The 13,574-nt window shown below is 64.6% G+C and carries 13 protein-coding genes; 9 read left to right on the plus strand and 4 right to left on the minus strand.

Translation table 11 applies throughout. From position 1 onward, the window contains the following. The first annotated feature begins 4 nt into the window (after positions 1-4). A complete protein-coding gene (malE, locus tag BT173_RS02775; protein WP_245794116.1) occupies positions 5-1,186 on the plus strand; it encodes a maltose/maltodextrin ABC transporter substrate-binding protein MalE in 1,182 nt (393 codons plus the stop codon). A gap of 62 nt (positions 1,187-1,248) precedes the next feature. Here malE and cysM read toward each other — a convergent pair whose 3' ends face one another. From cysM to msrB, 4 genes are all read right to left on the minus strand, one after another. After that, the gene (gene cysM, locus BT173_RS02780) at positions 1,249-2,136 is read right to left on the minus strand and encodes a cysteine synthase CysM (RefSeq protein ID WP_072427098.1); all 888 of its coding nucleotides are present in this window, start codon (positions 2,134-2,136) and stop codon (positions 1,249-1,251) included. A gap of 148 nt (positions 2,137-2,284) precedes the next feature. After that, positions 2,285-3,760, minus strand: coding sequence for an esterase-like activity of phytase family protein (locus BT173_RS02785; protein WP_072427099.1), 1,476 nt, complete (start codon positions 3,758-3,760; stop codon positions 2,285-2,287). 147 nt (positions 3,761-3,907) lie between these two features. Beyond that, positions 3,908-4,903 carry an ADP-glyceromanno-heptose 6-epimerase gene (gene rfaD, locus BT173_RS02790; protein ID WP_072427100.1) on the minus strand — a complete coding sequence of 332 codons (996 nt, stop codon included), beginning with the start codon at positions 4,901-4,903 and terminating at the stop codon, positions 3,908-3,910. A gap of 70 nt (positions 4,904-4,973) precedes the next feature. Then, positions 4,974-5,369: a peptide-methionine (R)-S-oxide reductase MsrB gene (msrB, locus tag BT173_RS02795; protein WP_072427101.1), complete on the minus strand. Its 396-nt coding sequence runs from the start codon at positions 5,367-5,369 to the stop codon at positions 4,974-4,976. A 196-nt stretch (positions 5,370-5,565) separates the two neighbouring features. Between msrB and BT173_RS02800 the strand changes: the two genes are divergently transcribed. The 8 genes from BT173_RS02800 (at position 5,566) to BT173_RS02835 (ending at position 13,571) form a co-directional block, all read left to right on the plus strand. Then, a complete protein-coding gene (locus tag BT173_RS02800; RefSeq protein WP_072427102.1) occupies positions 5,566-6,351 on the plus strand; it encodes an SDR family NAD(P)-dependent oxidoreductase in 786 nt (261 codons plus the stop codon). After that, a complete protein-coding gene (locus tag BT173_RS02805; RefSeq protein ID WP_072427103.1) occupies positions 6,344-6,742 on the plus strand; it encodes an RNA-binding S4 domain-containing protein in 399 nt (132 codons plus the stop codon). Before BT173_RS02800 ends, BT173_RS02805 begins: the two co-directional genes overlap by 8 nt. A gap of 63 nt (positions 6,743-6,805) precedes the next feature. Next, a complete protein-coding gene (gene pnuC / locus BT173_RS02810) occupies positions 6,806-7,438 on the plus strand; it encodes a nicotinamide riboside transporter PnuC (RefSeq protein ID WP_072427104.1) in 633 nt (210 codons plus the stop codon). Next, positions 7,435-8,562 (plus strand): AAA family ATPase, encoded by a 1,128-nt coding sequence (locus BT173_RS02815; RefSeq protein ID WP_072427105.1) that lies wholly within the window; start codon positions 7,435-7,437, stop codon positions 8,560-8,562. Before pnuC ends, BT173_RS02815 begins: the two co-directional genes overlap by 4 nt. An 11-nt stretch (positions 8,563-8,573) precedes the next feature. Further along, the gene (locus BT173_RS02820) at positions 8,574-10,157 is read left to right on the plus strand and encodes a MoxR family ATPase (RefSeq protein ID WP_072427106.1); all 1,584 of its coding nucleotides are present in this window, start codon (positions 8,574-8,576) and stop codon (positions 10,155-10,157) included. Beyond that, positions 10,154-11,149, plus strand: a complete 996-nt coding sequence (locus BT173_RS02825; protein WP_072427107.1) for a hypothetical protein — start codon at positions 10,154-10,156, stop codon at positions 11,147-11,149. Before BT173_RS02820 ends, BT173_RS02825 begins: the two co-directional genes overlap by 4 nt. Continuing rightward, positions 11,146-12,993, plus strand: a complete 1,848-nt coding sequence (locus tag BT173_RS02830; RefSeq protein WP_072427108.1) for a vWA domain-containing protein — start codon at positions 11,146-11,148, stop codon at positions 12,991-12,993. The genes BT173_RS02825 and BT173_RS02830 overlap by 4 nt, the downstream gene beginning before the upstream one ends. Next, entirely contained in the window at positions 12,990-13,571 is a 582-nt protein-coding gene (locus BT173_RS02835) for a hypothetical protein (RefSeq protein ID WP_072427109.1), read from the plus strand. The genes BT173_RS02830 and BT173_RS02835 overlap by 4 nt, the downstream gene beginning before the upstream one ends. Positions 13,572-13,574 lie beyond the last annotated feature (3 nt).

The following is a 13,574-nucleotide window of genomic DNA, read 5'->3' on the forward strand; positions in this document are numbered from 1 at the left end:
CATCATGCGCCTCATGCTCAGCCTCATCTGCCTGTTTGTCCTCCATGCCCCGGTCACCGCTGCCGAGGCCGGCAAGCTGCTGATCTGGATCAATGCCGACAAGGCCTATGGCGGCCTGCAGCAGATTGCCGACCGCTTCAGCAAGGACACCGGCATTCCCGCCAAGGTCGAGCACCCGGACGATCTGGGTAGCGCGTTTGAGACCGCCAGCAAGAATGGCAAGGGGCCGGACATCATGTTCTGGGCCCATGACCGCATCGGCGACTGGATCGCCAAGGGGCTGATCAGCCCGGTCTCGCCCAAGCCGGCCCTGCAGCAGGAGCAGGTCAAGGTAGGCTGGGATGCCTTCACCCTGGGCGGCAAGGTATGGGGCTATCCGGTCGGGGCCGAAGCCGTGATGCTGATCTACAACCGCAAGCTGGTCAGCAAGCCACCCGCCAGCTTCGAGGAGATCGAAGCCCTGCACCAGGGCTTGCAGGCGCAAGGAGTGAGGGCCATTGGCTGGGACTATACGAATGCCTACTTCACCTGGCCGCTGCTGGCCGCCAATGGCGGCTATGTCTTCGCTCGCAACAAGGCCGGCGATTACGATCCGGCCGATATCGGGGTCAACAATGCAGGTGCACTCAAGGGTGTGCAGCTGCTCAACCGCTTCATCACTAGCGGCGTACTGCCCAAGGGTGGCTTGCCGTATGGCGATGCGGAAAAAGCCATGAAGGAAGGCAAGCAAGCGATGTGGATCAACGGCCCCTGGGCCTGGAGTGCGCTGCGCGAAGCCGGCATCGACTTCGGCGTGGCACCGCTGCCTACGGTGGACGGCAAGCCGGCACGCCCTTTTGTTGGTGTACTGGGTGCCATGCTGGTTGCCGGTTCGCCCAATCAGGCCACGGCAGTGAAGTTCCTGGAGGAGTATGTGCTAAAGGAAGCCGGGCTCAAGACCATGAATGCCGACAAGCCTATCGGCGTGCCCTTGAACAAGCGCCTGTTCTGGGCCTTGATGCGCGACCCGAATATCCGCATCTCCATGGACGGGGTGACTTTTGGCCGCCCCATGCCGTCCAATCTGGAGATGAGCAAATTCTGGGGCGCGCTACCGCAGGCCTTGATCCAGATAGCCGAGCAGAAGGGTAAGCCCGAGGATGCAATGGCAGCGGCCGCCAAGGCCATGCGGGCAAGCACGCCATGATCGCGCGGGCACAAGCGAGGAACAAGACAGCGTGAGCTGCCTTGCTTGCGTTCAGCCTGGTCTCAGGCCGGGAACACCCCGGTCGATAGATAGCGGTCACCGCGGTCGCAGACGATGCTGACAATGGTAGCGTTCTCCACCTCGGCCGACAGCTTGAGCGCAGCGGCCATGGCGCCGCCTGAGCTGATGCCGGCGAAGATGCCCTCTTCGGCCGCCAGGCGACGGGTCATGATTTCGGCTTCTTCCTGGCTGACTTCCATGATGCGATCGATCTTGCTGAAATCGCAGATGCTGGGCACGTATTCCGCCGGCCATTTGCGGATGCCGGGAATCTGCGCGCCATCAATCGGCTGCACACCGACGATCTGCACGGCCGGGTTCTGTTCGCGCAAATAGCGCCCGGTGCCCATGATGGTGCCGGTGGTACCCATGCTGGAGACGAAATGGGTGATCTGGCCCTGGGTATCGCGCCAGAGTTCCGGGCCGGTGCTTTCGTAATGAGCAAGCGGATTATCGGGGTTGGCGAACTGATCGAGGATGATGCCCTCGCCCGCGTCGCGCATGCGTTCGGCCAGATCGCGCGCGCCTTCCATGCCTTCCTTCTGGCTCACCAGCACGATATCGGCGCCGAAGGCCTTCATGGTCTGGCGCCGCTCTATGCTTAGGTGCTCGGGCATGATCAGGCGCATCTTGTAACCCATCATGGCTGCCGCCATGGCCAGCGCAATGCCGGTATTGCCGCTGGTGGCCTCGATCAGCGTATCGCCGGGCTGGATGGTGCCACGCGCCTGTGCACGTCGGATCATGCTCAGCGCCGGGCGGTCCTTGACCGAGCCGGCCGGGTTATTACCCTCCAGCTTGGCCAGCACCACATTGCTGGTCTGGCCGGGCAGGCGCTTGAGACGCACCAAGGGGGTGTTGCCGACAAAATCTTCCAGGGTCTGATACATGCGCGCCGCTCCAATCGAAGCGCGCATTCTACCCGCCCAAGGCGAGCAGCCCAAAAGGCCGATCGGCATTTGCATATCGCCCGCCCCAGCATGCACATGCCCCGCACGGGGCGGGGCATGTCGAACCATCAGCGCAAACCAGGCAGGCTTACTTGGGGAAGTAGTCCTTGAGCGGCTTCTTCAGGTGGATCATCCACAGCTGGGTGTCGCGCTCTTCGCCCTGAGCGATGCGCAGCTCGGCATTCACCGCATTGCCCTTGTCGTCCACCAGCTTGCCGGCCTTGTCGACCGCGTATTCCTCCGGGTCGCTTTCCTTGGCATTGATGCTGGCCTTCAGGCCGAAATCATTGTCATTGATGATGGCAATCTCGGTCGCATCGCCGAACTTACCCAGGTCGCCCACCACGGCCAAGCCCTCTGCCTTCTCGGCCGTCCAGCCGATCTCGCGCAGATCGAACAGGCGGGTCTTCTTGGCCATTTTGAAGCTGCTGCTGGCGCCAGCGGAAACGATATTGCTCGTACCACTCACTTCGCCACCTTCCTTGAAGGCCTCCAGCTGCTTGGCATCGGCGTATTCCAGTTCCTTACCATTGGCCAGCTTGACCTTGCTCAGGTCCTGGGCGCCCTTGATGTCGATCAGGTAGACGACATTGCGCATCTGCTTGTTCTTGTCCTTACCCTGCTCGATGACCAGAAAGCGCGTCTCGTCGATGGCGACGATATCGCCCATCTTGGCGTCGCCGCTCTTCTTGTATTCCTTCACATCATGCGGGTAGGCATACATCTGGGTGTCGCCGGTCTTCGGGTCCAGCACCACCAGACGGATGAATTGGGCGGAGCCCTTGGTTTCCTTCTTGATATCCAGCGTGGACTGGATCAGGCCCACCACCAGCCCCTTGGGGGTCAGCGCAATGCCTTCCATGCCACGATTGGCCTGGCGCTCGCCCAGTACTTCAGGCAGGCCGGCGCCCGGCAGGTACTGCTGCATGAACTCACCGCTCTTGGCATCCACCTGGGCAATGAAGGGGCCGTATTCATCGGAAATCCACAGATTGCCAGCCGAGTCGAAATCGATGCCTTCCGGGTCCATGCCGAAGTCGTCGAATTTCAGCGTGGCCAGCGTATCGGACAGCGGGATTTCCTTCGAGGAACCGGTGTTTTCCGGGCTGATCGGGCGGCCGCTGATGGCCTTGCCATCCTGCTTGAGCGGCATGCTGCTCACCAGGCGCGCCGCATCGGCCAACTGCACATTGATCTGGCCGATACGCGGCGCGAAGTCCGGGGCCAGGAAGATCTTGCTGGGCGACTTCTTGTCGCCATTCAGCACCTTAGGGGCATCACCATTCGGACCGCGGTCGGTAATCGCCCAGAAGCTCAGCGACGCATCCTTGCCATAGCCCTTGAAGCGCAGGCCGGAGCCGAATGCCGGGTGCAGGCCTTGCGGGAAGGCGCTGGCGAACTTGCCGGTGTAGGCAATCTGCTCGCTGGCCGGAATCTGCACGGTATAGCGTTCCACCGAGGCGATATGGGCGTGTTCCGGGGTATCGATCTCAAAGGCTTCGGCGGCCTGGGTGGCCACGCCAAAGGCGGCCAGCACAGCGGCGGCGACAAGGCGAACTTGCATGAGGATTTCCTGTTAGAGGGCGGTTGAACAAAACGGCCGAACCTTAGCGCCGCCATATGACAGGTTCGCGACAAGTCCTACGCCGGGGCAAAAAACAACAAGGCCTCCGCGATGGGAGGCCCGTTCTGCTCAACACATAACGCAAGCTCAGGCGCGCGCGTACAGCCAGTCGATATAGCGACTCACGCCCTCTTCCACCGTGTAGAACTCGCCCTTGTAGCCGCTGGCGCGCAGCTTGCCGATATCGGCCTCGGTATAGCTTTGGTACTTGCCGATCAAGGCTTCCGGGAAGGGGATGTATTCGATGATGCCCTGGGCGACCAGCTCGGCGAGCGGCAGCGCTTCCTTGCCTTCATGGCGACGGCAGGCATTCACATTGGCGGCGGCCAGCTCGTTGAAGCTTTGCGCGCGGCCGGTGCCGAGGTTGAAGATGCCCGACTGCTTGGGGTTGTCGAGGAAGTGCAGATTGACCTTGACCACGTCTTCCACCGACACGAAATCGCGGCGCTGATCGCCATCGGCATAGCCATCGCAACCGGCAAACAGCTTGACCTTGCCATGCTCGCGGTACTGGTGGAAATGGTGATAGGCAACCGAAGCCATGCGGCCCTTATGGTTCTCGCGCTGGCCATACACATTGAAGTAGCGCAGGCCAACTACCTGGGCGGTCAGCTCATCCCAGCGGCGACGCACAATCTGGTCGAACAGGAATTTCGAGTAGCCATACACATTGAGCGGGCCTTCGAATTCGCGCTCTTCCTTGAACACGCGCCCGGCGCCGTAAACCGAGGCACTGGACGCAAAGATGAAGGGGATTTCCTCGGCCTGGCAATAGTCGAGCAGGGCCAGCGAGTACTGGTAGTTATTGTCCATCATGTACTGGCCGTCCTGTTCCATGGTGTCGGAACAAGCGCCCTGGTGCAGCACGGCCTGGATTTCACCATCGAAATCGCCGGCGTCGAGCAGCTCGATAAAATCGTTCTTGTCGATGTAATGGGCGATCTCGCAATCGACCAGATTCTTGAACTTGTCGCCCTTCTTCAGATTGTCCACCGCGATGATGTCGCTGATACCGCGCGCATTGAGTGCCTTGACGAGATTCGAGCCGATGAAGCCGGCCGCGCCGGTAACCACGATATACATGGGGAAGTCCTTGAAGAGTCGATAAGGCCGATTTTAGCGCCGCCGGGCTTTGGGCGCCCAGCGGCAGCGTTTATTCGGGCTTGGGCTGCAGGTCGATGGAGGCCGAGTTCACACAGTAGCGCAGACCATCCGGTCCCGGTCCATCCGGGAACACATGGCCCAGATGCGCATCGCACACTGCGCACAAAATCTCGGTGCGGATCATGCCGTGGCTGGTATCGCGCCGCTCGTTCACCACGCCGGGCAGCGCCTGCCAGAAGCTCGGCCAGCCGCAGCCCGCGTCGAACTTGGTCTGCGAAACAAACAACGGCGTACCGCAGCAGATGCAGTTGTAGCTGCCTGCCGTGGTGGTATCCCAGTAGATGCCGCTGAACGGCGGCTCGGTATGCGCGTGGCGGGTCACGCGGTACTGGGTGTCGCTGAGCTGGGCGCGCCATTCGGCGTCGGTTTTGACCACTTTATCCATGGTTGCCTTCCTCGCTTGGGGTAAGTACAGCAAGCTGATGCCGATACGGCCAGAATGCAAGACTGTTATGGCAGATCAAAGGCGGGAAAGTGCCGCGTGTTAAACTGCGCGCCGCCTTTGGATACGGCGCGTACGCCATTTAGCTGGGTCGCGCCGCACACACTTTTCCTACTCGTACCAGACTGGACCTGCAGACATGCATGCTTGGCAAGACTTCCACGCCCCCGCCGACTACCTGAAAGACCGGGTGATCCTGGTCACCGGCGCCGGCCAGGGCCTGGGTGAGGCGGCCGCCAAGGCCTTTGCCGCTCATGGCGCGACGGTGATCCTGGTCGGCCGCAACGAGAAGAAACTCGGCAAGTTGTACGACGCGATCGAGGCCGCTGGCGGCCCCAAGCCGGCCGCCATTCCGCTCGACCTGGCCAAGCTGACCGACCAGGACTGCGTGAACCTGGCCAATCTGATCTGGAAGGAATTCGATCGGCTCGATGGCATCCTGCACTGTGCGAATGGCTTCAACCACCTGTCGCCGCTGGTCAACCAGAAGCTGGAAGAGTGGGTCGATATGTACCGTATCAATGTGGCCGCACCGTTTGCCATCAACCGCGCCTGTCTGCCCCTGCTCAAGCGTGCGGACGACGCGAGCATCCTGTTCGTGGGCGAGCAGCACGGTCTGCAGCCCAAGGCCTACTGGGGCGGCTTCGCCACCACGCGGGCCGGCCAGGCTGCCTTGGCCACCATCACCGCGGACGAATGGGACAAGCCGCCCTTCCCGCGCGTGAACCTGCTGGTGCCCGGCCCGGTGCGCACGCCCTTCCGCACCAAGACCCACCCGGCCGAACATGTCGATGCACTGCCGCTGCCGGCCGATATGCTGCCCGCCTTCCTCTACCTGCTCGGCCCGGCCGGCCAGGCGCTACGCGGCCAGACCCTGCGCTTCAACCCGGCCGATAGCGCCGGCTTCGCGCCCGAGCATGAGTGAGCAAGGCGTACGCCTGGATAAATGGCTATGGGCCGCGCGCTTCTTCAAGACGCGCAGCCAGGCCAGCAGCGCCATCGATGCCGGCCATGTGCATCTGAATGGCGAACGCGCCAAGCCCGCGCGCAGCGTGAAAGCGGGTGACAGCCTGCGCATCCTCAATGCAGGCGGCGAGTTCATCGTGACCGTGCTGGGCCTGAGCGAGCAACGCGGCCCGGCCAGCGTGGCCCAGCAGCTGTATGCCGAAACCGAAGCCAGCGCCGCTGCCCGCCTGCTGCGCGCCACCCAGGCCAAGCTCGAACCGGTATTCGACCACCCCGATGTCCGCGGCCGCCCGACCAAGAAATGGCGCCGCCAGCTCCATTACTTCGAGCGCAAGCAGCAGGACGACTGAGCGCGCGCCCACCGACGGCCCCTCGGCCAAGCATCGCCCCTCTTCAACCAAACCAACACGCGCATGCCCGACATTCTGAGCACCCTGACCGCCCCGCTATTCTTTGTCGGCAGCATGCCGATGTCGGCCGGCGATATGCTCGGCTTTGCCACTGGCCTGCTGTGCGTGTGGCTGACTGCGCGCGCCCATATCTGGAACTTCCCGGCCGGCATTCTGAATAGCGCGATTCTCGGCCTCGTCTTCCTGCAGCAGCGCCTGTTTGCCGATGCCGGCCTGCAGATCGTCTTCATCGTCCTGGCGGTGCTGGGTTGGCGCCAATGGCTGCTGCACGGCCAGCGCCAAGCCGCGGCGCCCGTGCTCGCCACCAGCCTGCGCGAACAGCTATTGCTGCTGGCCAGCGCGGGCCTGATCACGCTGCTGCTGTGGCAGCTGCTGCTGGCGCTCAAGGGCAGCGCACCACCGATCGATGCCTTGATCACCGCGCTGAGCCTATGCGCGCAGTGGCAGCTGAACCGCCGCCAGACCTCAAGCTGGGCCTGGTGGATCGCCGTCGATATCGTGTCGATTCCGCTCTACTGGAGCCGCGGCCTGCCGCTGATCGCCGCCCTGTACGCGATCTTCCTGCTGATCTGCCTGAAGGGCTGGTGGCACTGGCGCAGCCTCGCGCAAGCGCGTCCGCTGGGTGCCGCGGCATGAGCCGTCTGATCTATGCGCATGGGCTGATCATCGGCAAGTTCTACCCGCCGCACCGTGGGCATGACTACCTGATCCGCACCGCCGCTGCGCATTGCCGGCAGGTCACCGTCGGCCTGTTGGGCGCCAGCGTGGAATCGATCCCCCTGGCCGCGCGCCTGGCCTGGTTACGTGCGAGCCTCGCCGATCTGCCCCAAGTACGCATCGTGGCCGAACTCGACGATGTGCCGATCGACTATGCCTGCCCGCAGATCTGGGCCGCGCATGTGGACATCATGCGCCAGGCCATTCGCCAGGCCGACCGTCTGTATGGCGCGGCACCCGCCGTGGACGCGGTGTTCAGCTCCGAGCCCTATGGCACCGAGCTGGCGCGGCAGTTTTCCGCCGCCCCGGTCTGCCTCGATCCCGCGCGCACGCTGTATCCGATATCGGCCACGGCCGTGCGGGCCGACCCGCTGACACACTGGGACCAGCTGGTGCCAGCCGTGCAGGCGGGGCTGGCGCTGCGCGTGGTGGTGGTGGGCGCCGAGTCCACCGGCACCACCACGCTGGCGCGCGATCTGGCCGAGGCGCTGCGCGCGCGCGGCGGCGTATGGACGCGCACGCGCTGGGTAGCCGAATATGGGCGCGAATACAGCTGGAATCTGCTTGCCCTGGCGCGCGCCAGTCAGCCGGATGCCGGCCCCGAGGCGATTGCCTGGCACAGCGAGGACTTCAGCCAGGTGGCGCGCATGCAGTGCCAGCGCGAGGATGAGGCAGCCGCAGCGGGCAGCCCGGTGCTGATCTGCGACACCGATGCACTGGCTACGCGCATCTGGCATGAGCGCTATATGGGCTACCCTTCCGAGCAAGTCGCCGCGCTTGCCGCAGCCATGCCGCCGCGTGCGCTCTACCTGCTGACCAGCGAGCAGGGCGTGCCGTTTGAGGACGATGGCCTGCGCGATGGCGAGCACCTGCGTAGCTGGATGAACCAGCGCTTTCGCAGCGAGCTAGCCGCGCAGCCCGTGCCCTGGCGCGAACTGCACGGCAGCCCCGCGCAACGCTGCAGCCAGGCTCTGGCCGCCATCGATGCCTTGCTGGCGCAGGCCTGGCAATTTGCGCCCCCACTCCAACCCGCCTCTGACTGACGGAAACAGCCATGTCGCCCCTGAGCTTCTTCCAGCGCCTGTCCAAATCGCCCACCAACCCCAAGCCAGTGCTCAAGCCGCGCCAGTTTGATGTGGCGGACTTGTATGCCGGGCCGCTACAAAGCGGCGACAGCGCGACGGCGCCCAACCGCGCGCTGGACGAGAAGCTGCGCCAGGCCTATTTCTGGATCGTCAATAGCGCCATCATCAGCCCGCATTACGATATCGAATACCACGATGGCCCGACCCAGCGTTACCAGGTGGGCGATAGCAAGCGCCTGTTGACCCTGCCCTCGGCACAGAGCTATTCAAGCTTTGTGCTGCTGCCGCTGTTGACCTTTGCCACGCGGCGCAAATGCCTGTTCGTGGGCGGGCCGGGGCGCGGCAAGACGGCCAGCGCGATTCTGATGGGGGTGCTGGCCGGCTATCCGCTCAAGGAAGTGCGCCGCGCCATGCAACACGGCCACCCGCAGATGACCATCGCCGACCTGCTGGGCAACCCGCTGCCGGCCGACCTCGTCGCCGCACAGAATATGGACGATATCCGTATTGCCTGGCGCAGCTGGCTGGGCATGCGGGTCAAGATCATCGACGAGTACAACCGCATTCCCACCCGCACCCAGAGCGCGCTGCTGACCCTGATGGGCGACAACTATGCCGAGGTGCTCAACCATGTGTTCGAGTGCCCCGATTCGGCCTGGTATCTGACCGCCAACGACGACCGGGGCGGAGGCACCTATGCGGTGGTCGAGGCGCTGCGTGACCGCATCGATGTGGTGGTGCAGGCGCTGGCCTTCAATCCGCGCTTTCTGGACGAATTGCTGCTGCGCATCGAGGAAAACATCCGCCCCGAGGAATTCGTGCCCGCAGAGATCATCTTCACCGAGCAGGAAGTGGATCGCATGGAGGAAGAAATCCGCGCGATCCAGGTGCCGCGCGAGTTACGCCGGCGCATCGAGTTCTTCACCAGCCAGTTCGAGCTGTTCGAAACCGCCGGTGCGCAGTTTGAATACCTGACCAAGGACACTGCGCGCTTGGCTGGCGTGGAATGGCATGCACTGACCGCCGCCGACAATGGGCGCGACAGGCTGAAGGACCTGGGCTGCCAGACCCTGAATGGTCTGTCGGTGCGCAATCTGATGACCCTGCTGCTGTATGCGAAGGCGCTCGCCTATTTCCGCGGCAATGGCGAGGTGGAGCTGGAGGATCTGCGCCAGACCCTGCCCTTCGTGCTGCACGACAAGCTGCAGCCTGATCTCGATGCGCCCTTCTTCAGCCTGCCGGAGAACATCCCCTTCCGCGCCGACCGCATCAGCTGGTTGCGCCATCTGTTCGACCAAGCCTGCGCCGAGTACGAGCGGTTGAACCTCGATCGGGACGACCCGCTCGCCGAGCTGGAAGCCGACTTCGCCCAGGGCCTGGACGGGCTGAGCGAGCGCGATACGCGCACCCGCCTCGCTCAGATCGAGCGGCTGATTGGCGAGCGGGTCAAGGGGCGCAAGCTGTATGGCCATCTCTACGATGACCTGCTCAAGCTCAAATATCTGCACCAGCGCTACACCAACTATCTGCACTGGCTCAGGGCACAGGCATGAGCGGCGCGGCCCTCTCCCCCGCGCTGGTCCAGGTGCTGCAGAGCGGCCGCAGCCAGTTCAATGCGCGCGTGGCCGAAGCCTGCCGCGCCCAGCCGGGCTTTGACACCAGCCTCCTGCAAACCTTTATCCAGGGCCCGCTCGATCGGCTGGCCAGCCAAGTGGCACAACAGGATGCCACGCGGCTGAATACCGTGACCCTGGCCGCCTTTGAAGCTGCCCTGACCCTGCAGCTACGCGGCAAGCACAGCCTGCCGCTGGTGCAGGTGCTCTGGGATGAGCTGCTGCCGGCCTGTCTGCCACAGTTGCTGGCCGAGCCGCGCGCGACGCTGGGCATGCTGTTCAATGGCTTGCTGTATCTGCACGCCCAAGCCGGCGCCCGCCCCGCGCAATGGCTGGCCGACCTGCGCCGCCTGGCCGCGCACTGCCCGGATACCGCCAGCCTGCGCGCGCTGGGACAGGTGCTGGCCTGGCGCTGTGGCGCCGCGCATTTTCGCGCCAGCGCCTTGAATGTACTGGCCGGCCTGCCGGCCGAGCTGGGCGCTGCCGCTTTTCAGCTACCAGCCGCGCAGCACTGGCCGAACGCCTTGCAGCGCCTGCAGGCCGACCCCTGGTTCGACCCCGCCCAGCCCGACCGTACCGGCCTGCGCCTAACTCAGGTCTGCGGTGGTTTCAGCGGCTTTGCCGGACCGTTTGCCGCGCCGCCCACGGCGCGCGTGCATGGTGAAGGCTTTGTGCTGCATAGCGCCGGACGCTACAGCTATCTGTGTGCCGACGCCTTCGGCGTGGCGCTGCATGCGGGCTCGGCGGAGGAATACGCCGCGGGCAGCCCCGGTACCGACGAACTCACCGTGCGTAACGGGCGACTCGTGTATGGCGAGGCCAGCTGCGCGCTGCCCTTGCCGGCCGAGGGCCTGCAGATCGTGTGCGGCGCGCAGAGCGCCTTGCTCTGCTCACCCTACTCGCACTATCTGCATTTGGTCGCGCTGGCATGAGCAGCGTACACGACAGCGCCCTGCTCGAACGCTGGCAGGCCGCCTGGCCCGAGGCGCTGGCAATCTGGAGCCGCTACACGCGCCTGCAGCCGGCCCTGCTGTGCAGCAGCGTGCAGGCCGCGCGCGCCGAGGGCCTGAATGGCAGCTTTGCCATGATCCGCTTCGCCGACCAGCGCGTGGTCATCGATCTGGCCACCATTGCGCGCCTGGGCCTGGATGACTATGCGCTGGAAGTGCTTGCGCATGAGATTGGCCACCATGTGCTGGCGCCGGCCAATGCCACCGACCATCTACGCCTGTTGGCGCGCATGCGCCAGGCCCTGCCCACGCTGACCCAGCACGCGCCGCTGCTGGCCAATCTGTACACCGATCTGCTGATCAACGACCGCTTGCAGCGCCAGTCCGCGCTACGCCTGGCCGATATCTACCGCAAGCTGGCCGATACCGCAGCCAAGAAAGATGCCGGCCGCTCGCCGGCGGGTGTCTGGGCGCTGTATATGCGCATCTACGAGCAGCTCTGGCAGCTGGAAGCCGGCAGCCTGTGCAGGCAAACGCTGGATGCGCGCGGCGAAACCGATGCCTGGCTGGGTGCGCGCCTGCTGCGCGTGTATGCGCGCGACTGGCTGGAAGGTGCCGGTCGCTTTGCCGCGCTGATGCTGCCCTATCTGCTGCAGGAAGATGTCCAGCAAGCCGCGCTGACCCGTTTGCTGCACGACACCGAATCGGCCGGGCGCGACTGCACGGGCGCCGGTCTGGGCGTGGTCGAGCCAGGCGAAATCAGTGGGACCATCCATCCCGCCGAGGACCCGCTGATCACCGGCGAAGACGCGCCGGATACGGACGATGCGCAGGAGCTAGATGGCGACGGACTGGGCAGCGCCGAATCGCAGCCCACCCAGCTGTCGGGCGGCCAGATGCGCGAGCCCTTCGAATATGGGGAAATCCTGCGCGCGGCCGGCGTGGTGCTCGATGCGCACGAGATCGCCATCCGCTACTACCATGAGCGCGCACTGCCCCATCTGCTGCCCTACCCGCGCCAGCACATGCCTGCCGCGAGCGAGCCGCTGCCCGAGGGGCTGAACCGCTGGGAATGCGCCGATCCGCTCGATGAGCTGGACTGGCTGCAGAGCGTGCTGCAATCGCCGACCATCGTGCCGGGGCTGAGTACGGTTAAGCGCGACTATGGTGAGCAGCCGTCCGAATTGCCCACGCTAGTGCCCATCGATCTCGATATCTATGTGGACAGCTCGGGCTCGATGCCCGACCCGCGCCAGCAGATGTCCTGGCTCACCCTGGCCGGCGCCATCATTGCGCTGTCCGCCTTGCGCGCCGGCGCCAGCGTGCAGGTCACCTTATGGAGCGGCAAGGACGAGGTACGCCGCACGGCGGGCTTTGTCCGCGACACCCAGGCCATCCTGGCCGTGCTGACTGATTTCTTCGGTGGCGCCACCGCCTTCCCCATCCATTGCCTGCGCGACACCTACGCCGACCCGCAGGGCCGCGCGCGCCCAACCCATCTCTTGATGATCTCGGACGAGGGCATCGACACCCTATTCGCACAGGATGAGCAGGGCAACGAGGGCTGGGACATTGCCGCGCGCGCCCTGGCCAGAGCGGGTGCGGGCGGCACGCTGGCGCTCAATCTGCCCGAGCAGCGCTTTGGCTATGTGGCCAAGGCACTGCAGACCATCGATAAAGCCGTGCAGACCCAGGGCTGGGCGCTGCATGCGATTGCGGACTGGGCCGCCCTGCTGAGCTTTGCGCAGGACTTCAGCCGCCGCCATCGCCACGGCTTGATTCCGCCCACCCCAATGGATCCCACCAGAATGGAGCCTGCCCGATGAGCACGACTGAAGGCCCACTGCTTGAGCTATTGCTGGGCCGGCTGGCCAATACCCCGCGCGACTTCTGCGATGCACCGCGCATTGGCGAGCGTGGTGCGCTGCATGTGGACGCGCTGGTGTTCGACCTGTGCCGCGAACTAGCCACGCCCTGCACCCTGGCCGAGCTCTCGCCGTTTCAAACCAGCAAGGCCGGCGATGCCAACTGGCTGAATCTGGTCGCAATGACCTGCTGGCTGCTGGCCGCGCCCGAGCTGCAGGCGCAGCTGAACAAGACGACCGTGCTGCCCTTGCTGGCCGACACCCTGGCGCAGATGGCAGCCGAGTATGCGGCGGACAAATACCTGCACGACCCGGAGCGGCGCGAAGAACTGCTGCGCATTACCTTGGCCGCACTCGGCCTGCGCCCGGCCGGGGAAAGCGAGGCGCAGGCACAGGACAGGCTGCAGGCACTGAGCAGCACCGAGCGGCGTCGCATCCTGGCGGCCGCCAGGGAGACGGAAAAACGCGCGCGGGAAATCCGCGAGGCGCTGATCCAGAAGGCTGCCGCCGAGGCAGCCGACAAATACACGCGCGAATAAGAC

Origin of the sequence: Chitinimonas taiwanensis DSM 18899, from assembly GCF_900119825.1 — a bacterium.
Taxonomy (GTDB): Bacteria; Pseudomonadota; Gammaproteobacteria; order Burkholderiales; family Chitinimonadaceae; genus Chitinimonas; species Chitinimonas taiwanensis.

Bases quoted from the DNA above. Each gene is read 5' to 3' on its own strand.
- BT173_RS02820 (WP_072427106.1), top strand. From the start codon at position 8,574: ATGTCGCCCCTGAGCTTCTTCCAGCGCCTGTCCAAATCGCCCACCAAC.
- BT173_RS02785 (WP_072427099.1), bottom strand. From the start codon at position 3,760: ATGCAAGTTCGCCTTGTCGCCGCCGCTGTGCTGGCCGCCTTTGGCGTG.
- BT173_RS02815 (WP_072427105.1), top strand. From the start codon at position 7,435: ATGAGCCGTCTGATCTATGCGCATGGGCTGATCATCGGCAAGTTCTAC.
- msrB (WP_072427101.1), bottom strand. From the start codon at position 5,369: ATGGATAAAGTGGTCAAAACCGACGCCGAATGGCGCGCCCAGCTCAGC.
- BT173_RS02835 (WP_072427109.1), top strand. From the start codon at position 12,990: ATGAGCACGACTGAAGGCCCACTGCTTGAGCTATTGCTGGGCCGGCTG.
- pnuC (WP_072427104.1), top strand. From the start codon at position 6,806: ATGCCCGACATTCTGAGCACCCTGACCGCCCCGCTATTCTTTGTCGGC.
- BT173_RS02825 (WP_072427107.1), top strand. From the start codon at position 10,154: ATGAGCGGCGCGGCCCTCTCCCCCGCGCTGGTCCAGGTGCTGCAGAGC.
- BT173_RS02800 (WP_072427102.1), top strand. From the start codon at position 5,566: ATGCATGCTTGGCAAGACTTCCACGCCCCCGCCGACTACCTGAAAGAC.
- malE (WP_245794116.1), top strand. From the start codon at position 5: ATGCGCCTCATGCTCAGCCTCATCTGCCTGTTTGTCCTCCATGCCCCG.
- BT173_RS02830 (WP_072427108.1), top strand. From the start codon at position 11,146: ATGAGCAGCGTACACGACAGCGCCCTGCTCGAACGCTGGCAGGCCGCC.
- BT173_RS02805 (WP_072427103.1), top strand. From the start codon at position 6,344: ATGAGTGAGCAAGGCGTACGCCTGGATAAATGGCTATGGGCCGCGCGC.
- rfaD (WP_072427100.1), bottom strand. From the start codon at position 4,903: ATGTATATCGTGGTTACCGGCGCGGCCGGCTTCATCGGCTCGAATCTC.
- cysM (WP_072427098.1), bottom strand. From the start codon at position 2,136: ATGTATCAGACCCTGGAAGATTTTGTCGGCAACACCCCCTTGGTGCGT.